General features: G+C 42.4%; 19 protein-coding genes. 8 read left to right on the top strand and 11 right to left on the bottom strand.

The window, feature by feature from the left end:
- The 5 genes from CLHUN_RS17690 to CLHUN_RS17670 form a co-directional block, all read right to left on the bottom strand.
- Entirely contained in the window at positions 1–696 is a 696-nt protein-coding gene (locus CLHUN_RS17690) for a response regulator transcription factor (RefSeq protein ID WP_080065959.1), read from the bottom strand.
- Between the two features lie 170 nt (positions 697–866).
- Complete coding sequence (locus tag CLHUN_RS17685; protein ID WP_080065958.1) at positions 867–1,793, bottom strand: polysaccharide deacetylase family protein; 927 nt, start codon at positions 1,791–1,793, stop codon at positions 867–869.
- A 167-nt stretch (positions 1,794–1,960) separates the two neighbouring features.
- Positions 1,961–2,209, bottom strand: coding sequence for a preprotein translocase subunit SecG (gene secG / locus CLHUN_RS17680; RefSeq protein WP_080065957.1), 249 nt, complete (start codon positions 2,207–2,209; stop codon positions 1,961–1,963).
- A gap of 301 nt (positions 2,210–2,510) precedes the next feature.
- Positions 2,511–3,809, bottom strand: a complete 1,299-nt coding sequence (gene eno / locus CLHUN_RS17675; protein ID WP_080065956.1) for a phosphopyruvate hydratase — start codon at positions 3,807–3,809, stop codon at positions 2,511–2,513.
- A gap of 301 nt (positions 3,810–4,110) precedes the next feature.
- The gene (locus tag CLHUN_RS17670; RefSeq protein WP_165755787.1) at positions 4,111–4,290 is read right to left on the bottom strand and encodes an aspartyl-phosphate phosphatase Spo0E family protein; all 180 of its coding nucleotides are present in this window, start codon (positions 4,288–4,290) and stop codon (positions 4,111–4,113) included.
- A 210-nt stretch (positions 4,291–4,500) separates the two neighbouring features.
- Between CLHUN_RS17670 and CLHUN_RS17665 the strand changes: the two genes are divergently transcribed.
- Positions 4,501–4,923, top strand: coding sequence for a helix-turn-helix domain-containing protein (locus CLHUN_RS17665; protein WP_080065954.1), 423 nt, complete (start codon positions 4,501–4,503; stop codon positions 4,921–4,923).
- A gap of 40 nt (positions 4,924–4,963) precedes the next feature.
- On the opposite strand, the gene CLHUN_RS17660 is transcribed toward CLHUN_RS17665, so the two are convergent.
- Positions 4,964–5,167 (bottom strand): hypothetical protein, encoded by a 204-nt coding sequence (locus CLHUN_RS17660; protein ID WP_080065953.1) that lies wholly within the window; start codon positions 5,165–5,167, stop codon positions 4,964–4,966.
- Positions 5,118–6,188, bottom strand: coding sequence for a hypothetical protein (locus CLHUN_RS17655; protein ID WP_080065952.1), 1,071 nt, complete (start codon positions 6,186–6,188; stop codon positions 5,118–5,120). The genes CLHUN_RS17660 and CLHUN_RS17655 overlap by 50 nt, the downstream gene beginning before the upstream one ends.
- Before the next feature lie 255 nt (positions 6,189–6,443).
- Between CLHUN_RS17655 and CLHUN_RS17650 the strand changes: the two genes are divergently transcribed.
- Entirely contained in the window at positions 6,444–7,643 is a 1,200-nt protein-coding gene (locus tag CLHUN_RS17650) for an Ig-like domain-containing protein (protein ID WP_080065951.1), read from the top strand.
- Positions 7,644–7,833: 190 nt separating this feature from the next.
- Here the strand turns inward: CLHUN_RS17650 and gpmI are convergent, their stop codons facing one another.
- Together gpmI and tpiA are read right to left on the bottom strand one after the other, a co-directional pair.
- A complete protein-coding gene (gene gpmI, locus CLHUN_RS17645; RefSeq protein ID WP_080065950.1) occupies positions 7,834–9,369 on the bottom strand; it encodes a 2,3-bisphosphoglycerate-independent phosphoglycerate mutase in 1,536 nt (511 codons plus the stop codon).
- A gap of 175 nt (positions 9,370–9,544) precedes the next feature.
- Positions 9,545–11,485, bottom strand: coding sequence for a triose-phosphate isomerase (gene tpiA, locus CLHUN_RS17640; protein ID WP_080065949.1), 1,941 nt, complete (start codon positions 11,483–11,485; stop codon positions 9,545–9,547).
- A gap of 752 nt (positions 11,486–12,237) precedes the next feature.
- Between tpiA and CLHUN_RS17635 the strand changes: the two genes are divergently transcribed.
- From CLHUN_RS17635 to CLHUN_RS17620, 4 genes are all read left to right on the top strand, one after another.
- On the top strand, positions 12,238–13,035 hold the full coding sequence (locus CLHUN_RS17635) for a helix-turn-helix domain-containing protein (protein WP_080065948.1): 798 nt from the start codon (positions 12,238–12,240) through the stop codon (positions 13,033–13,035).
- A 256-nt stretch (positions 13,036–13,291) separates the two neighbouring features.
- Entirely contained in the window at positions 13,292–13,816 is a 525-nt protein-coding gene (locus CLHUN_RS17630) for an RNA polymerase sigma factor (protein ID WP_080065947.1), read from the top strand.
- Entirely contained in the window at positions 13,813–14,946 is a 1,134-nt protein-coding gene (locus CLHUN_RS17625; RefSeq protein ID WP_080065946.1) for a hypothetical protein, read from the top strand. Before CLHUN_RS17630 ends, CLHUN_RS17625 begins: the two co-directional genes overlap by 4 nt.
- A 385-nt stretch (positions 14,947–15,331) precedes the next feature.
- Complete coding sequence (locus CLHUN_RS17620) at positions 15,332–16,177, top strand: AraC family transcriptional regulator (RefSeq protein WP_165755786.1); 846 nt, start codon at positions 15,332–15,334, stop codon at positions 16,175–16,177.
- A gap of 378 nt (positions 16,178–16,555) precedes the next feature.
- Here the strand turns inward: CLHUN_RS17620 and CLHUN_RS17615 are convergent, their stop codons facing one another.
- Together CLHUN_RS17615 and CLHUN_RS17610 are read right to left on the bottom strand one after the other, a co-directional pair.
- Positions 16,556–17,926: a sensor histidine kinase gene (locus CLHUN_RS17615; RefSeq protein WP_080065944.1), complete on the bottom strand. Its 1,371-nt coding sequence runs from the start codon at positions 17,924–17,926 to the stop codon at positions 16,556–16,558.
- A 4-nt stretch (positions 17,927–17,930) separates the two neighbouring features.
- Positions 17,931–18,638 (bottom strand): response regulator transcription factor, encoded by a 708-nt coding sequence (locus tag CLHUN_RS17610; RefSeq protein ID WP_080065943.1) that lies wholly within the window; start codon positions 18,636–18,638, stop codon positions 17,931–17,933.
- A 152-nt stretch (positions 18,639–18,790) separates the two neighbouring features.
- On the opposite strand from CLHUN_RS17610, the gene CLHUN_RS17605 reads away from it, so the two are divergent.
- Both CLHUN_RS17605 and CLHUN_RS17600 read left to right on the top strand, forming a co-directional pair.
- The gene (locus CLHUN_RS17605) at positions 18,791–19,555 is read left to right on the top strand and encodes an ABC transporter ATP-binding protein (protein WP_080065942.1); all 765 of its coding nucleotides are present in this window, start codon (positions 18,791–18,793) and stop codon (positions 19,553–19,555) included.
- Positions 19,552–20,277: an ABC transporter permease gene (locus CLHUN_RS17600; protein ID WP_080065941.1), complete on the top strand. Its 726-nt coding sequence runs from the start codon at positions 19,552–19,554 to the stop codon at positions 20,275–20,277. The genes CLHUN_RS17605 and CLHUN_RS17600 overlap by 4 nt, the downstream gene beginning before the upstream one ends.

Below are 20,277 nucleotides of genomic sequence, written 5' to 3'. Positions count from 1 at the left end.
TCAATGTTCCTTCCTCCATCTGTACCCCGTACCCCAGACAGTTTCTATATACATTGCAGTGGATTTTTTATCTTCAATCTTGCTTCTCAGCCTTCTGATATTTACATCAACGATCTTTGTGTCTCCCACAAAATCATAGCCCCATATTTTGTCCAGCAGTTCGTCTCTTGTAAAAGCCTTGTTCTGGTTTTCAAGAAAAAGCTTAAGCAGCATGTATTCCTTGGGGGTGAGCATGATTTCCGCTTCGTCCTTAAAAACCCTCTGGGAGTAAACCTCCAGCCTGAATGCACCGCACTTGACGGTTTCATTGCCTTCACCGCCGGGCTTGCCTCCCAGCCGGCGGAGCAGAGACTTTGTCCTCAAAACAAGCTCGGTAGTATTGAAGGGCTTAAGTACATAGTCATCGGCGCCGAATTCCAGGCCCTTTATCCTGTCTATGTCCTGCCCCCTGGCCGTAAGCATTATTATTCCCATGTCCGGGAATTCCTTTCTTAACACTTCACAGACTGCAAAGCCATCCATACCCGGAAGCATCACATCCAGCAAGACCACGTCCGGCCTCTCCTGCCTGGCTTTTACCACACCCTCCTCGCCGGTGCCCGCTTCAAAAACCAGGAAGTCGTTCTTCCTGAAATTTATTTTGAGAAAACCCCTTATACTCTCTTCATCCTCAACTATCAGAATCCTGTTGGTCATATTCCTTCTCCTCTAATGCACTATTTTAATTATACCTTATTGTTCAATTAATCAACAGTCAAAACAGCCTGTATACGACACAAAATAAAGCAGCCCGTTACAGACTTTTTTCGTCGTCTGCAACGAGCCGGCCGGCTCCGCCGCCAATATATGAAGCAAGCGGGCCAAATCTATTTTTTTGCTATGGAGGGACTGCACCTGTAGTATTCTTTTCCGTTTTGAAGGCTGATTCCCCTGGCCTTGTAAAGGTCGCTTACCGTGACAATATCAAATCCCCGGGCCTTAAGCTTTTCTATGATTTTTCCGGCGGCCTCGGCAGTTGTTTTATATATATCGTGCATGAGAATTATATCGCCGTCCTTAACATTACTCATAGCCTCATGTACTATTTTTTCAGTATCCCTGGTCTTCCAGTCCAGGGTGTCTATAGACCACAATACAAGAGGAGAACCGGCATACTTTCTGACTTTTTCATTCACGCTGCCATAGGTGGGCCTTGTCAGGACAGGCTTTACACCGGTTATATGCTCCAGTATTCCCGTGGTTCTGCTCAGCTCGCCGGTAATGCCACCACCGCTGAGCTTTGTGAGTTCCCTGTGATCATATGTATGATTGCCAATCTCATTGCCATTTTCACCGATGCGGCCAATAACCTCCTTGTATCTTTCCGCCCTGCTCCCCAGTACAAAGAAGGTTGCTCTGGCATTGTTACTTTTCAGGGCATCCAGTATTTCCAGGGTATACTTCGGATGTGGGCCGTCATCAAAGGTGAGCGCAACCATAGGCCTGTCCCCCTCGAGCTTGTCCTCGGGCTTGTCCCCGGCTTCCCCCGTGGGCTGCCGGTGCACTGGATCAGCCTCCTGCTCCGCCGTTTTATGCTGCTCCCGGACCTGCTTTGAAAGCTCCTGCGCCTCTGCCTGGGTTATGGCTGCCTCCTGTAAGGCACTGCCGTCCTGCCGGTCTGCCGGTTGTCCCGCCGGTTGTACTGCCACCTCTGTCTGCACAGGCTTTTCACTGACCACATAGCCGCTTGTGTATCCCGCAGTTATAAATATTATAATCAATAGTGCCAATGATATCTGGATAATCTTTTTCATAGCCGCCACCCTTAGTCTCGTCGTAAAATTATTATGCTGCTATTCTACTATTTAATGAATAGTAAAGGGTGACAAAATAACAAAAAAAAGGTTACTGTTCCGTAACCTTTCTTGACAAACAAAAACCCGGAGTCAATGTACTCCGGGTTTATTTCCGTTTCAACTATTTATATGGACTTAATCAGCAAATAAAGTGCAACTGACGTAACAAGGAAAGCAATGGCTGCAAATGCTGTATATTTTCCAAGCAATGCATCAATAGTACGTCCCTTATTCTTTCCAAAGAAGGTTTCAGCCCCACCAGCTATTGAACCTGACAAACCAGCCTGTTTTCCCGATTGAAGCAATACAATGACAATTATCGAGATGGCAAAAATAATGTGAATTATATTAACAATCCATCTTGCAACTTCCACTCAAAACACCTCCTAAAATAGACAAGTAACATTCTAGCATATATAAATCCAAAAAGCAATATTAAATTTTCCAGTTATAAGGGTGTCCATGCGCTGCACTGCTTCCAGCAGAATAAAGACCTGCCTCAGCATCCGTAATCTTCACATAAAGCCGGCCGTCTCAAAATCAAACCTTCTTGTTTCTGAAACGGCCTTTGCTTGTAACATATTGCTTGTAACATATTAATAGTATATAATATAAGCAAACGCTGCTATAACCTTTCTTAAGGCAAACCCGCCTGCTTATGGCCCAATTTTCCGATTACCTGTACAAATTGAACCAGGCTTTAATTCCAGGATACTCCGCAACCTCATCCAGTTCTTCTTCAATCCTTAACAGTTGATTGTACTTGGCAACCCTGTCAGTTCTGGAAGGAGCTCCTGTTTTTATCTGTCCGGAGTTTGTAGCAACGGCGATATCAGCGATGGTGGCATCCTCTGTTTCGCCCGATCTGTGTGAGGTAACTGCCGTGTAGCCTGCCCTGTTGGCCATTTGTATGGCATCAAGGGTTTCCGTAAGGGTTCCTATCTGATTTACTTTTATGAGGATTGAGTTTGCAACTCCCATCTTTATACCCTTTTCAAGCCTTCTGGTATTTGTTACGAATAAATCGTCGCCCACCAACTGTATCTTTTTGCCCAGCTTGTCGGTAAGCATTTTCCAGCCTTCCCAGTCCTCCTCGGAAACTCCGTCCTCCAGAGAAATAATGGGATACTTTTCACAAAGGTCAGCCCAGTATTGTACCATTTCCTCTTTTGTTTTCCTTATATTTGTCTTCCAGAAGAAATATGTTCCGTCCTCCTGGTACATTTCTGTGGCTGCAGCATCAATGGCAATTCTGAAGTGGTCTCCGGGCTTGTAGCCTGCCTTGACAACAGCTTCCAGAATAACCTGAATGGCCTGTTCATCAGTTTCAAGGTTTGGTGCGAATCCGCCCTCATCACCTACGGCAGTGCTTAAACCCTTGCTTTGCAGCACCTTCTTCAGATTGTGGAATACCTCGGCACACATTCTCAAGGCCTCCTTGAAGCTCTCAGCACCTACCGGCATTATCATGAATTCCTGTATATTTACGCTGTTGTCGGCGTGCTTGCCACCGTTTATAATATTCATCATCGGCACCGGCAGAGTCTTTGCATTTACTCCGCCGATATACTGGTACAGGCCAAGTCCCAGGGCTTCTGCCGCAGCCTTGGCAACCGCCAGGGACACTCCCAGGATGGCGTTTGCTCCAAGCCTTTCCTTGTTTGGAGTTCCGTCCAGTTCAATCATAAGCTTGTCTATGGCAGCCTGGTCAAATACATTCATTCCTTCCACTTCAGGCGCTATTGTACTGTTTACATTTTCCACAGCGGTTTCCACACCCTTGCCCAGGTATCGTTCACTGTTTCCGTCCCTCAGCTCTATAGCTTCGAAGGCACCGGTGGATGCTCCTGAAGGTACTGAAGCCCGACCGATAAAGCCACCCTCCGCAATGACTTCAACTTCAACAGTAGGATTTCCTCTCGAATCTATTATTTCCCTGGCAAAAACACTTTCAATAGGTATATATTGTTTCATACAACTTCTCCCTTCAAGATAAATATTCGTATTTAGAATAACATTGCAACATTATTTTTGTAAACATTTCCCTCATAAAACTTTGCCTATGTATGGGAAAGTATGCTTTTGCTTCCCATACCCGGGCGGGTCAAAGGGATTGGCTTTTTTCACAGCAATAAGTATTATATGTAAAATTCTAAATATCATACAAAGCAGTATTATTTTGCTACTTGTATATTTACCCTTTGGAAGGAACCGCAAACATGATTCCGGCACCAGCCTTTCCGGTTTACCAGCCTACCCGGTCTGCCAGGCCTGTCTAGCTTGCCGAGCTGTTGCTGTATGTCTCATTGAGCCACTGGATTATCAGTTCATCAAGCCTGGCATTGATAGCCAGCAATTCCGGTTCATCATTGATACCCCTTTCATCAATATACTGGTTCAATTTTTCCCTGAGTTCCCGAATCTCATTCCTGATTTTTTCATTGATCCTTTTCATCAGCACCTCCATACGGCATTAATTTTTTCACCCGTTTTCTCAATACACCTTTTTACTCTGTTTACATTTTATGTATAAAAAGCAAACATTTTCATTTATTTATATTTTAACGCATATTTCGTTCAATTTCAACAAAAATTAAGAATATTTTATTCTATTTTTGTAAATTAAAATACTCAGGTGATATAGTAATATTCATGGAGGCAGGATATGGGATTTGGCGACATACTTAGAGAATTAAGAGAAGAAAAGGGTATGACTCAAAGAGAGTTGGGCAGGATTGTCAATATATCCGACAGGGTTATCGGCTATTATGAAGCCAACAACAGATTTCCAAAGGATGAATATGTTTTGAAGAAGCTTGCGGACTTTTTCGGGGTTTCTCTTGATTATCTTGTTGGCCGTACGTCCAAGCGCATGCCTCTGGACGAGTACATTGCCGAATCTCCCGAAGCCTATGATATCCGTCTTGGGGACTTGCCCGACGAGGCTATCCAGCGTGTCAAGGAGTATGTGGAGCTGATGCGGCTGAAATATAAAAATACCGCCGTCCGCAGCCACGGCAAAAGTCTTCCCGGCAAGGGAGGCACCGGCAGAAATACTAATCCCGGCAGGCCCGGAACCAATAAATAAAGCTCTCAGTGGACTGAGGGCTTTAAATGTTTGTATCCATTTACATTATCTGCATTGTGGTATTATTTATATATTGGCTTAACTGCAATTCATATTCATTTATCAACTGCTGTCTCCTGTCCTCAAATGCTTTATGATCCTGTATATAATCGGTATCCTCCGGAACGAAGTTAATTTTCGTATACTCGGCGTCATTAGTCTTTTGGGGCAATAAACGTATTAGTTTCCCCATAGTTTTGTTCATACTTCCTCATCCCTTCATTAAAAACTTTCCTCTCTTTACTTTTCTTCAGTATATCAAATTTCTTGACCAATACCTTGAATAATTCATTCTGATAGTAGTTCACTGTCAGTATATGTATATACGCCATAAATGGCTTAACAAATTCTCTTATTTCATCAAAAGTTCTTCCTATATGTACATCATCAGCAATTTCAATCTGAAGCAGCGATATAATGCCCTGATTTTCACAGAAAACAGGCATTGCAATATACTGGGTCATTTTTTCATTGCTGTTTTTTCCGTAAACACACTCCTTTTTGATTTCCTCCGGTTTCTTCAATATAAAAATATTGTTCTGGTTATTGTTAAAAATTCTTACCTGGTAAAAATTCTGATCGCTTTTCAGATAAAAATGCCGGTCAAACTGGCTGGGTGAAATCTGGTTGGCATTTCCATAGCTGATCATCTTTATATATTCTAACCCGGAACGCTTTTCTTTAAACTTCTGCATGAGAGAAACCTGATGGGATTCTCTTCCGGTAGAAATTTTTATGGCATCATAAATATTATGGCATACAAGCGCAGCGATATCCTGATAGCTGATATTGCCGAAATCGGATTTGGTTGGGATAATACTTGATTTTAAAGATATACTGCTTGTTATGTCGTACAGCTTCCTGCCAATGGTCTGATTTATGACTGTTTCCCTGTTTACGGTTTCCTTGATGCACTTTATTGCCTGCGCCTGGTACTTTTGATAGCTGTCAATTACAAGCACCAGCCAATTGTACACCACAATAAACACGAATGTTACCAGTATATGCACCTTGTCGCCGTAAAATTCCAACTGATCAAACTTAAATGTATGAAAATCCGTCAACTGCATTTGAAATGCAAATACAAACGTGAAGAGAAAGTTGATCAAGGTTCTGATAAAAGGGGACCTTAAGATTTTATATAACCTGTGTATAAGTCTGCCAAATTTCTTATAGTTCTTTGAAAACTTTTTAAAAAATAAAACAGTCTTTATTGGTTTTTTCATTTTCTTAGCCTCCCTTAAGCGTATGTATTTAATTTCTATAAAAGTTAATTTTTACCTTCTTATGGGAAATAAGAAGGGCAAGTTGGCTCTGAAAATTGACTTTTTATATTTTTTGCTAAACTATGGTAAACTCATCGGTTTTTATGCTACAATTGACATAAATTGATATTTTTTTCATACTAATCTATGAGAAATAGTTTTATCATGTCAGTTTATGCAGTTCAATATTTTACTTATTTACGGAGGGAGTTATCAATGACTAAGAAGAACGCAATATTTAAAGTATTGGTGTGTGTGGTATTATTGGCATCACTATTACTTCCCGCAGGATTTGCGGCAAATCCGGTTCAGGCTGCAGCAGCAAAACCTGCCATTGTGGCAAAAATGATTATCGGCACAGGCAGTACAGAAGGAGCTTTTGATTATTATTCAAAAGAGAACAAATATACCTTGTCTGTTTCCAATGCCGACAAAAAGGCAACCTACACCTTTACTTCCAGCAATACAAAGGTCCTCACTGTAAAGGCCAGCGGTGCCAAAGCAGTCCTGACAGGCTTAAAGGCCGGTACAGCCACTATTACCTGCAATCAGAAGCTTAACGGAAAGACCACCAAAATCGGAACCTGTGCGGTGACTGTAAAGGCTGCCACTCTTGTTCAGGACTATGTTCCTGTTCTCACTATCGGCACAAGCACAGCCTCCGAGCCAATTGAAATAATTAGCAGAAACAACGATGCGACCTATACCTATGTTTCAAACAGCAAGAACTTCACCATGAAGGAAACTCAGAGCAAGTTTGACGGTATGTATTTTATAAAGCATAGCTATACCGCCACTGCTGCAGGTACTTACACTGTTACTGTTAAGGAAACCTATAACAAGGTTACCAGGACAGTAGCGACCCTCAAGTATATCGTTAAAAAGGCAACTGTTGTTCCAGCGAGAAACTTCGACCTGGGTTCCTCTGAATTGGCATTTGATTTAATTGAAAACTGCAGATCGGATGTAAGCTATCTCTTTGACTATGATGAAAAAATGATGGAAGGCTATGTCAGTGAGGGTACCACATATCTTAAGGGGCTGGCTGAAGGCACCACAGAAGTAAAGATATACGAGGATACAAAAAAACCTGATCCCAAAAAGCTCATCGGTACCTGCAAGATAACAATTAAAAAGGTTATACTGACTGCTATTGACTGTGATCTTTCTGATACAGAAACCACTGTTGGCGGAGAACCTATAGAACTTTACGTATACAAGGTTCCTGTAAATGCTCCCGGAACCGTTACAGTGACCTCCTCCAATCCCGGCGTTGCCACAGTATCACAGCCTGACATTTATGGCATGTGCATAATCACACCTGTCAGCGCAGGAACTACAACCATCACCATGACCAGCGGAAGCGTAACCAACTCACAGACTATTACAGTCACTGAGGAGGACGAGGATTATTAATAAATAAAGTAATTTATTTATTAACCCCGCCAGCAGTTATTGATTGATGACATGAAACAATACTCCTGATGCTATGTGAGCCGTCGGGAAGAACAATTTAAAAACCCTGCCTTTTCTCAATTTGAATCAGGCAGGGTTTTTTATTATCAGTTCTTATTATCAGTTCTTTTTTATCAGTTTTTCTATAATATTACCTTACCAGCAGGGATTCTCCCGTCATTTCCGCCGGCTTGGCTTCTCCCAGAATATCCAGGATAGTTGGCGTAAGGTCGGCAAGCTTTCCTTCCTTGAGTTTTGCATCCCCCAGACCGATACCTATCAACGGCACCACATAGGTTGTATGGGCTGTAAATGCACCGCCGTTTTCATAGTCAATCATCTGTTCCGCATTTCCATGGTCGGCAGTTATAAGTACAATCCCCTCCTGTGCGGCGACAGCGTCCACCACCTTGCCCACGCAGGCATCCACCGCTTCAACGGCAGCCTTTGCAGCATTGAAGTCGCCTGTATGTCCAACCATATCACAGTTGGCAAAATTCAGTATAATAACATCGTACTGCTTTGAGTCTATTCTCCTGACACACTCGTCTGCAACTTCGTAGGCGCTCATTTCAGGCTTCATATCATAGGTTGCCACCTTCGGTGACGGTATAAGCGCCCTGTCCTCGCCTTCATACTGGTTTTCAACTCCACCGTTGAAGAAGAAGGTAACATGTGCGTACTTTTCTGTTTCAGCAATTCTGAGCTGTCTGTAGCCCAGCTTGCTGATATATTCACCAAAGGTGTTTTCAAGGGTCTGCGGCTTGAAGGCAACAACTACATTGGGCATGGTCCTGTCATATTGGGTCATGCACACATAATAAAGCGGGAAAAAGCCGTTTGCCCTTTCGAAGCCTTTGAATTCGGGGTCAACGAAGGTTCTTGTGATTTCTCTTGCTCTGTCCGGCCTGAAGTTGAAGAATATTACAGAGTCGCCGGCAGCTATTGTAGCAACGGGCTTTCCGTTCTCCAATATGGCAGTAGGCTTGACGAATTCGTCAAATTCCTTCTTTTCATAGGAATTTACAACCGCCTCCACAGCAGAGTTTGCAGTAAGGCCCTTTCCAAGCACCATCACTTCATAGGCCTGCTGTACTCTCTCCCAGCGGTTGTCCCTATCCATGGAGAAGTACCTGCCCATTACAGACGCTACCTTTCCAACGCCGATTTCCGCAAGCTTTGCCTCAAGTTCTTCTGTGTAAACCTTTGCGCTGTCCGGCGGAACGTCTCTTCCGTCAAAGAAGCAATGAACAAAAACGTCCTTTAAGCCATTTCTCCTGGCCAGTTCAAGCAGTCCATACAGATGCGTGTTGTGGCTGTGTACTCCTCCGTCTGAAAGCAACCCGAAAAGATGCAGCTTTGAATTATTCTTTTTGCAGTTCTCAATGGCCTTCAGGAATTCTTCCTTTTCATAAAAATCTCCGTCAATTATTGACTTGGTTATCCTGGTCAGTTCCTGATAAACTATTCTTCCGGCACCTATGTTTGTATGCCCTACCTCGGAGTTTCCCATCTGTCCCTCAGGCAGTCCCACATCCATACCGCTTGTGTGGACGATTGTATTCGGGCAGGTTGCAAGGTATTTGTCCAGGTTGGGCTTGTTTGCAGCAGCAATTGCATTCCCTTCCGTTCTGGGATTGTTGCCAAAACCGTCCAGGATCATTAACGTAACTAATTTCTTTTCCATACAATATTCTCCCTTATGTTATAACGGTTAATAATCTGACTTGCTCATATACTTCCAATTTTACAATTTGACCCCCCAGCACAGCACCTACCGGAGGGTCAAATTCTATTTCAGGTAATAATATAAATCACATTTAATAAAACAGTTGAATAGACAGTTTCCGCCTGAAGCAGTCTTATGCGTTGGCGATTACTGTGAATTCGTCAACCTTCAGGCTTGCTCCGCCTACAAGACCACCGTCTATATCGGACATTGCGAACAGTTCGGCAGCATTCTTTGCATTTACGCTTCCGCCGTACTGAATTCTTACCTGTTCAGTAACCTCTTCACCATAGAGCTCGCATACCAATTCTCTGATAACCGTGCAAACTTCATTCGCCTGTTCATTGGTAGCGGTTTTTCCTGTTCCTATGGCCCAGATAGGCTCATAAGCTATAACAGTCTTCTTGACCTGCTCAGGTGTCAAGCCAAGTAAAGCAACCTTGATCTGGTATCTTACGTGGTCGGCTGTAACTCCCTGCTCTCTCTGAGTGAGTGTCTCACCGCAGCAGATAATTGGAGTCATGCCATATTTGAATATAGCGTGAGCCTTTTTATTGATCATTTCGTTGGTTTCACCGAAATATTCTCTTCTTTCGGAGTGTCCGATTATTACATAATCAACTCCCAGGTCGGCCAGCATGGGGCCTGAAACTTCGCCGGTGAAGGCTCCCTTTTCTTCCCAGTGCATATTCTGTGCAGCAACCTTTATGTTTGTACCCTTCACAGCTTCAACAACTCCGGGGATGCAAACAAAGGGAACTCCAACAACTACTTCGTTTGAAGCATCTGCAACACTTGCCTTCAATTCGTTTACAAACTCAACAGCTTCCTTTGGAGTCTTATTCATCTTCCAGTTTCCTGCTGCAATAGTCTTTCTTGGATTCTTGTCCATGAGGACAGCTATACCCGGAAGTATTTTTCCTTCCAGATATTCCAGAGAAGCTCCTCCACCGGTTGAAATGTGGGTAATCTTATCAGCAAAGCCCAGTTGCTCAACAGCAGCAGCAGAATCTCCTCCGCCTACTATTGAAAGAGCGCCGGATTCTGCAACAGCCTTGGCAATTTCCTTTGTACCTGTGGCAAAATTCGGGAATTCAAAAACTCCCATAGGTCCGTTCCAGATAACTGTCTTTGCCTTCTTTATTTCCTTTGCAAACTTCTCTATGGTAAGCGAGCCTATATCCATACCCATCCAGCCGTCAGGCATTGCATCGGATGGAACGTATTTGATTTCGGTATCGTTCTTGAATTCCTGTGCAACCATGCTGCCTATTGGAAGCATCAAATTTACGCCCTTTGTCTCGGCCTTTTCCATCAAGCTCTTTGCAAGCTCGATCTTGTCATCCTCACAGATGGAATTTCCGATATGGTAGCCCTTTGCCTTCAAGAAGGTATAAGCCATGCCGCCGCCGATTATTAAAGTGTCAACCTTATCTATAAGATTTTCAATAACGGCAATCTTATCGGACACTTTTGCACCGCCCAGGATTGCAACAAACGGTCTTGCAGGGTTAGCCAGCGCCTTGCCCATGAATTCAATTTCCTTCTTTATGAGGAAACCGCATACTGCGGGCAAATAGTCGGCAAGTCCCGCTGTTGAAGCGTGAGCTCTGTGAGCAGTCCCGAATGCGTCATTTACAAATATTTCAGCCATGCTTGCAAGTTCTTTTGCAAACTCCGGATTGTTCTTTGTCTCTTCCTTATGGAATCTTACGTTTTCAAGCATAAGTATTTCGCCATTTTTTAATGCGGCAGCCTTAGCCTTGGCATCTTCTCCGATAACATCCTTTGCCACGACAACTTCCTTGCCGAGAAGCTCTCCAAGTCTGACAGCAGTGGGCTTCATACTGTATTTATCTTCAAAACCTTCCTTGGGTCTTCCCAGATGGGAAACCAATATTGTCTTTGCACCCTTTTCCACAAGATATTTGATGGTAGGAAGTGCACCAACTATTCTCTTATCGTCAGTGATATTTCTATCAGCATCCAATGGTACGTTAAAATCAACTCTTACAATAACTTTTTTTCCGGACACATCAATATCTTCGATGGTCTTCTTGTTCATCATACTCATATGTTCACACTCCTATATATTTTTATAATGCATAAATCCAATAAAAAATTTTTCGGTTGAAAAATTTTCTTGCCATATATGCCGTTTCAACAAGACTTTTTTGTCCGCCGCAGAAAAACAAAGCGGCAGGATGTAAAGCCGCCCGCGGGCAAACCGAACATCTGTAGTCTCGTTAATAAACTGTGTGGGAATTCAGGGAAAACTCTCTTACTGTCTGCTTTACGCATACTATGTATATTGTCCAATTTTCCATATAATCATAACCTCGGTGTCATGATTTATTTTGAATTATGCTAAATGACTGTATACCATTGGTATTTTATATGTATTTAGATAACCAAAGTAATTTTACATCTTTTTCATGGTTATTTCAATAGGTTTGTCATTAAATTAACACATTTGCACAATGTGCCCGGATGTGCCCCGGGTGTTTCGTAAGAAACATACAGCAATTAATTCATGTATTGTGCAAAGTTTACGTTTCTCAAGTGCTGTTTAAGAGGTGCTCAATGGACATCACATGGTCATAGCCTGAAAGCCGAGTTGATTTGCCAGTCAAAACTTGACATTATTCAGCCGCATTATACCGCCGGATGGCAGCAGTAAAAAAGCAGGAGGCTGCAAGCAGCATATACCGCTGCCATATTGACAATGATATTGCTGTTTTGATAATATCGATAGTAAATAAGTATGAATTTCAAGACAAAAACTGATATAGCCACAATATATGAGCATTATTTGTGAGGTCGTTTATGAGCGCCTACTTTGAAATATCCAGAGAAGCAGACCACAAAATCCACATATTCAGAGTTTCTGAAAACTACTTTGAGCCCCATTTCCACTCGAATATTGAACTGGTGTATGTTGTCAGCGGAAAAATCAGCATTAACATCAACGGACAGATAAAAACCCTGACAAAGGGCTGTCTTTCCGTTGCCAACAGCTATGATATACATTCCTATACAAATAAGGAGAACTCGGATATCATTGTCATGATTATTCCTGTGGAGCTTGTTGACAGCTATGTTGCAGCTATCCGTTCCAAGGTTTTTTCAAGCCCCTTTATTGGAAGCTGTGAAAACACGGACAATATTTTGGGCATGCTGGAAAAGCTGCTGGAGACCCAGTATTCGGCAAACGAGCTGGTCAGCAAGGGTGCTGCCTATTATATACTGGGAATGATATCGGACTGTGTGGAGCTTATGGATAAGCCTGCCGCAAGCAGCACCGACCTTGCCAGAAAAATACTGGTGTATTTGCAGCAGAATTTTTTGGATTCACTTTCAATTGAAACTCTGGCCCGGCACTTCGGCTATAATAAGGATTATTTTTCAAAATTCTTCAATGCCTATCTGGGCTGCGGGTTCAACAGCTATATGAATGCACTGCGCTCCCGCCACGCCGCCCAGCTCATTTCCAACGGAAATTCAAACCTGACCGAGGTTGCCTTCATGTCGGGCTTTGGCAACTACAGAACCTTCAACAGGGCTTTTCTTCAGTCCTATGGAATGACTCCCACGGAGTACAGGAAAGGGGTAAAGAGTTTATAGTTTGTTAAACGGATTTAATGTACTCCTCCAGCCCGCCTGCTCTTGTTACCCACCGAAAAGGTGGTACTTGCAACTGGAGGCTTGCCGTCAGTGAAAGCAAGGCAATAACGAGCGTGCAGAATATGGCGCAAGTTTAATTAAAGAACTTTCAAAGCAGTTAACTGCCGAATAATGTTATGCTCCACATTATTCTTACATTCTGATGTAATGGCATGGGTTGATTTATATTTTTATATTTTGTGACCATTCATGCCTTATGAACGTGTTAATAGTGAAAGGAGATGATGAGGTGCCTTTTCTCTCAGGTTCACCGGAGGATGATTTAGAAAATGCTTATAGCAGGTACGGCAACATGCTGTTTAAATTATGTTTCGTAATTTTATCCAACACAGTTGATGCGGAGGACGCATTACAGGATACTTTCCTTCGCTACATAAATAAAAGACCCGTATTCAATGAGCCCGAACATGAGAAGGCCTGGTTTATAAAGGTTGCCAACAATGTTTGCAAGGACATGCGAAGATTCAAACTCCGCCATAATACACTTCATATCGATGAACTATCTGATTACTGCTCTGGTGAAGATCAGGGGCATGTGCTTGAGCAGATACTGACCTTGCCGCCAAAATACAAAATTGTTATTCACCTTTATTATATTGAGGGATATAACGTTGAAGAAATTGCCAGGATAATAGATTTATCCCGGTCAGCCGTTAAAATGCGCCTGCTTCGGGGACGCAAATTATTAAAAGTTGAATTGGAGGAGGAGAATCAGCAATGAGGGAAAAAGATATTATTGGCGCTATAAACGGAATCCATGTCAATCCGTCAGTTAAAGCAAAAGTACTTGAATTGGGCAGCCACCGGCAAAAGCCCAAAACGCGAACCTACAGATGGAAGTCAGTTGCTGCAGTAACCTTAGCTTTGCTGTTTTGCAGCCTGAACTTTGGTATGCCGTTTTTACATGATCGCAGTAAATCTGATCCTCTATTTGACGGCTTTGCAATCAGGACCTATGCAGCAAGTGGAGAAGAAATTGCATTGTCCGCCAATGCTGTAATTCCATTAAAAGAATATTCGCCTTTAATGAGCTCTGTCCCAGGTATTCCCTTCATCATGCCTGCCATAGGCATAGAGGCTGACGAGATCCATGTGAGCGTTGACAAAGGTGCGCTTCTGACATGGAAGGCCCCTGACGGCATTGTGGAGGACAAGGGAAATACCTATGAATGCAAAGCGGATGAAACCATATACTGGTCTCCCTTGTCCAAAGACGGTACATTAGCAAAGCAAGGCAAGGTGATTGTTTCCGCACTTAAAAACGGTAAAGAAAGGATCAGGGCTGAAATTGCAATAAACCAAACAGGTAATTCCAAATACAGTGCAGAAGTTTATTCGCTGATATCCAAGCCTGAAAAAGTCAACAGGGAGAATTTGAAATTTATAATAGACACAGACGGCAGTTATACGGGGTTTTCCAATCTATCGGCCAATTATAAAATTCAAGAGGCAGAAAACGACGGATACCTTGTGACACAGGACTTAGAGGTTATTGCAAATAAGAATGTCTGGGATAACTTTGTCAAAGCATCTTTGCGAAAAGAAAATGCAGGCATCAGAATAGTAAAATTTTATACTGAAAGTGCGGATAGCCCTTATTTCTCAGATTTATTTTATAACGATGGATATTTTTATTTATTTGATTCCAGTTCAAAGAGTCAGGTAAAGCAGCCATATTTATATCTAAAGACTTTGGAGGGAAGATTCGGAGATCCCTTGAGAGATTCAGGCGCCATAGTGTTGACAAATGATGCTGCGTTAACTTTTGATATGGTAATGAAGTCAATATACTCCAGCAACTTAAATAGCATTAAAGACATTTCTCCGTTTCAAATAGTGATGTTCAAATAATTTGTATAATACAGATAAAGGGTAAGGGGAGTGTCCCGAATTTTGTGTTTTTACTATTTTTCAAGGTTGTCAGAGTTACCATAATGTCATATCAAAAGGCAAAAATACACCTTGCGTCAGGTGTATTTTTGCTTCTTATAGTAAGAATCCTTTTGTAACAGGTATTATGGATTTTGTTCGCATTAAATAATAAGTTGAAATTCATTCATATAATATGCCTCTCCATGACAGCAGTAAATGAAAAAGGATTTTTAATAATAACCTTACTCAATAATCAAACAACCAAAGGTAACATGATAAAAAACATCGAGATTTGGTCCCTGGTGAGTGTTATATTTATTATATGGTTAATGCGCATTGAACTTAAACTATGGGAGGTATGTCGGTGTCTTATGATAAAACTGTACAAAAAGCTATAGATTTCATTGAAAGCCATCTTAAGGAGGATATAAGTCTTTATGATATTTCTCAGTATGTTAACTTTTCTGTACCCCATTTTTACCGGATCTTTAAGGTGATCGTAGGTGAAACAGTTAAGTCTTACATTTTAAAAAGAAGGCTTTCATGTGCTGCTGATGAATTAAAGAAAAGAAATAAGAATATATCAGAAATAGCTTATGAATATGGATTCGAGTCCCATGATGTTTTTACAAGAGCCTTTTATAGGACATACGACATGTCACCCCGAAAATACCGCAATGCAGATATGGATAGTGGTTTTGGTAAATTTATTGTTAGCAAGAATAATAATGTGGTTGAAAGGAGCATTTATATGGATTTTAAAGTAGTTAATAAAAATCAAACTTTCGTTATTGGAATGGAATGCAATGCAAAACAGTGGGATGCAGACGGAGCGATTGGAAGGCTGTGGAGTACATTTTTAGGGAATGTTGATAAAGTACAAAAGCCGGCTGTACCAAATACTATGTATGGTATATGTGAGTACGAATCATGTGATAAGGGAGATACATTCACCTATATGGCAGGAATTGAAGTCGAACAATCCTGTGCCGTTCCAGTAGGTATGGTTAAAAGAGTTATAAAGAAACAGAAGTTTATACAGGCGGAAGTACCCGAATCGGTTAAAACTCCTGATGCATATACTAAAACATTTAAGTATGCAGAACAAAATAATTATATAATTGATGAAAATGATAACATAGAAGTGTACGAAGAAATGTTTCTGGATCCTGATTATCACCCATTCAAGCTATTAATACCAATTAAATAGTGTAAGGTGAATAATATATCTTTTCGCAATAAGAACGAGAAGACATTTTCGGTTAGTAAAGGGTACAGGTGAGCCTGTACCCTTTTTACTTACTACCTGTGTTATTTTGATGCTTTTTTAATTACTAAAGCTGCCTTCATTTTGGCAACCGGTGCTGTAATTAAGTTAAGTTTTCATCGGTTACGTTTTGTGACATAATTCAAACTCATAATTTTAGATTCTTGTTTACACATGGCAAAAGGCGTATTTATTCCTGTTCGCCATTTACCGAAAGCTGAACCGCAGAAAGGGATTCAACCTAACCATGCCACCGTTTGAAAACTTACTTTTCTTGGAAGCTAATAGCAAGGATGCCTGACCACATGCTACTTTATGCGCTTAGCCATTAAAAATCATCTTCACTTCAAATCCATTCCCTGAATTGCTATGAATAGTCATTCTGCCATGATGCGCTTCAACAATCCGGCGAACAATCATAAGCCCTAAACCGTGCCGGGAAGATGCATAATCACTTTCTTGATTGTTTCTCTTCAGAGCGCCAACGATGTTTTTTAGCATGTCGGCAGAAACACCTTTCCCATTATCAGAAACAGACATATAGAGTTGGTCATTCTCGGTATTCATATTTACTACGATTGTACATCCGTCCGGGTTGTGGGTAATGCTGTTTTGAATCAGATTACGCAAGGCCCTTTTTAACAGCTTTGCATCCGCATGGATTGTTTTGCTCTGCAACGTATCTTCTATCTGTACATCGAAGGTATAGCGATTATCCAGACCGCTGTTTATAAATTCTGCTATCATTTCTCTGATCAGCTTGGCAGGAGAAACCTCGGATATCCGCATTGGCTGCATTGCATATTCTAATTGCGAAGTCAGGTTTAAGTCCTCAATCAGTTCCTTTATTTTTACGCTCTGGCGGCGGATAATCGCCGCCTGTTCTTTTGTTTTTTCATCCGCAAAGCTGCTTTGAGCCAACCGATCAGCATAGCCCATAATCATAGAAAGCGGTGTTCGAATATCATGAGACACCCCTGCAATCCAATGGGCTCTTGCATGGTCCTTTTTATTCAAAATTTCCGATGCTTGATTCAGGCTTTTACCAATTTCCGATAATTCGCCTGTAACGTGCAATTGGACAGATTGCCCTTTTGATAAGGTGCTGATTGATTGAATGATAGGATCAATATGCTTGCTTATCCTGCGGCTAGAAAGAAGATATGCTCCAAACAATAAAAGTGCATCCAATAAAAATATGCCGAATGTAAACCAAGGAAGATTTTTAACCGAATCATAGGGGAGGAAATTGGAGGTCAATTTTGTATAACTGTCCTTTGGATATCCAAGCACCAGCAGCCCATCATCACGTCCCCATACAAACACAGGATAATCCTGCAAATAGTTTCGGGACAAAACAGCAATGTCTTGTATGGAATACGTTTGGGGGATTTCGTTCGGCAAATCGAACTGCCACACGACAGAGCCGTTCTCCGCAATCAACATCGCCCAAATCGCATGTTGGCGTAACCGCCCCTGCTGCTCCGATGATAGCGAATAATCCCCGTCGTTATACGAAAGCTGTCCAGCTGTCTGCTCAGTCATATAACCCGGTGAGGATGTTCCTTGATTTGGACGAACCATGTCTTGGAAAGCAAAAAAATACAGCAGGGCATCAAGCAAAAGAATCAGGGCAATAACGCCAACAAATAGCAATAGATGCTTCCGTACATATTTAGCAATGGAACGCAAATCTTCACCCCCGTCCCTCGATAACCAGCTTATATCCCAATCCCTTGACCGTCAGTAAGGATAAAGGCTTGGATGGATTAATCTCAATTTTTTCTCTGATGCGCCGTATGTGCGCCATTAGAGAATTTTCATAGCCGAAAGGATTTTCACCCCATACCGCCTCGCATAAGGCATCAATGGTTACAATGCGGTTTGCATTGCGATAGAGGACTTCCAAAAGGGCGTGTTCCTTCGCTGTTAAAGGGATGGTTTCCTCGCTTTTTTGTACCTCAGCCTTTGTGAAATCCACAATACTTCCCGCCAGCTTCACGGCGGGATTTTCATTTTGATAGCACCGGCGCAAAACTGCGTAAACGCGCAACAGTAATTCCTGCGGCAAAAATGGCTTAATAATATAATCATCCGCACCAAGCCCTAACCCGGCGAGCTTGTCCTGTGCTTCATCTTTGGCTGTAAGAAAAACAACAGGAATATCAGATATGCGGCGCAGCTCGGACATCAAAGAAAAGCCATCACCGTCAGGCAGCATAACATCCAAAATTGCACAGTCTGGTTTTTCTTCATGGAAAGCCGAGATACCCTCCGCAACAGATTTCGCAGTAACAATGCGTGTAAAGCCCTCATCCTCTAAAATGGTTTGAAGCATTTGAAGCAGCTCCGGCTCATCATCTACGAGCAGGAGCTTTTTACTTTTCAGATAATCAAGTTCCATATCATCACCTCTCATATAGTTTTATCATACCATGTCCATATGTCTAAAGTTTGTCGCTGCTTCCATTGTAAGGCAAATGTAAGGTTATGAGAAGGATGACACAAGGTTGTGCTGTTATGCTTGAATCAAACGCGAAAGGAGTGTTGTGACGCATGGAGCATATTATCACCACCAATGGGCTTACAAAACGCTACAAACAGTTTGCAGCTGTAAACTGCATAACGCTGCACATACAGAAAGGGAAGATTTACGGGTTTCTTGGCCCTAACGGTGCAGGAAAGTCTACGACAATGAAAATCCTGCTCGGTCTTACCAATCCTACCTCTGGAACCTTTTCTATTGATGGAAAGCAGTTTCCGAAAGACCGCATTGCCATTTTGAAAGAAATTGGCTCTTTAATTGAAGCACCGTCTTTTTATGGGAATCTGACCGGGAAAGAAAATCTCGATATCATTCGGCGGATTTTAGGTTTACCGAAAAACTCGGTGGAGGACGCGCTTGAATTGGTGGGGCTATCGGAATTTGGAGATCGCCTTGCAAAAAAATATTCTCTTGGCATGAAACAAAGGCTCGGCCTTGCGTCTGCGTTGATTGGAAGGCCCGCGATTCTGATTCTTGACGAACCCACCAATGGTCTTGATCCCTCCGGTATTCATGAAATCCGAAACCTTGTGAAGTCGCTGCCGACAATGTATGACTGCACAATTCTCATTTCCTCCCATCTCCTGTCGGAAATAGAACTGATTGCGGACGATATCGGCATCTTGAATCATGGGAGTCTGCTCTTTGAGGGTAGTCTGGATGAAATGCGCAAAGCTGCTGTCCAGCGCGGGTACGCAACGGAAAATCTGGAAGAAATGTTCCTGTCCATGATTGAGCAGGACAATGCCGCGCGAAAAACGAGGGTGAAACTATGAAGCTGCTTTCAATTGAACTGAAAAAGGGCAGGCGTTCCGGCGTTTTTCCCGTTATGCTTGGTGTCGGTCTTTTGGGCGCGTTATATGCTTTTGCAAACTTTGCGGTGCGAAAGGAAAGCCTGCTTTCGCTTCCCCTCCCGCCAATGACGATACTTTTGACACAGCTTTACGGCATGATAATGGTCATGAATCTGTTTGGCATCATTGTTGCAGCCTGCCTGATTTACAACGTGGAGCATAGAGGAAACGCCCTGAACAAAATGATGGCGCTGCCTATCAGCATATCGGGAATTTACTTTACTAAGTTTGCTATTCTGACTACGTTGGTGGCTGTAGGAATTGCCCTGCAAAACATCGCGCTGGCAATCATCGGGAATCTGTACCTGCCGGAAGGAACTTTTGATGCAGCGGTTCTTTTACGCTTTACAGTTTATTCTTTCGTTACCTCTATGCCGGTGCTGAGCTTTATGCTTGCGGTATCGTCCAGATTTGAAAGCATGTGGATCACGCTTGGTATCGGTGTGGCAGGGTTTTTCAGCGGCATGACGATGACTACGGCAAACAGCAAGCTGTTTCTGATCAATCCTTTTGTTTTGATAATGGAGCCTGCCATGTCCCCAAATACAGTCATCGATACTACCGTGATTGTCCTGTCGATTTCAGAAACGATTGTCTTTCTGGTCGCAGGGCAAATGTTAATGAAGCATATACGCTATGAATAG

It is taken from the genome of Ruminiclostridium hungatei, from assembly GCF_002051585.1.
GTDB lineage: Bacteria > Bacillota > Clostridia > Acetivibrionales > DSM-1351 > Ruminiclostridium > Ruminiclostridium hungatei.
Note: the sequence above shows the minus strand (reverse complement) of the source record. Positions and strands in the feature narration are given on the sequence as shown.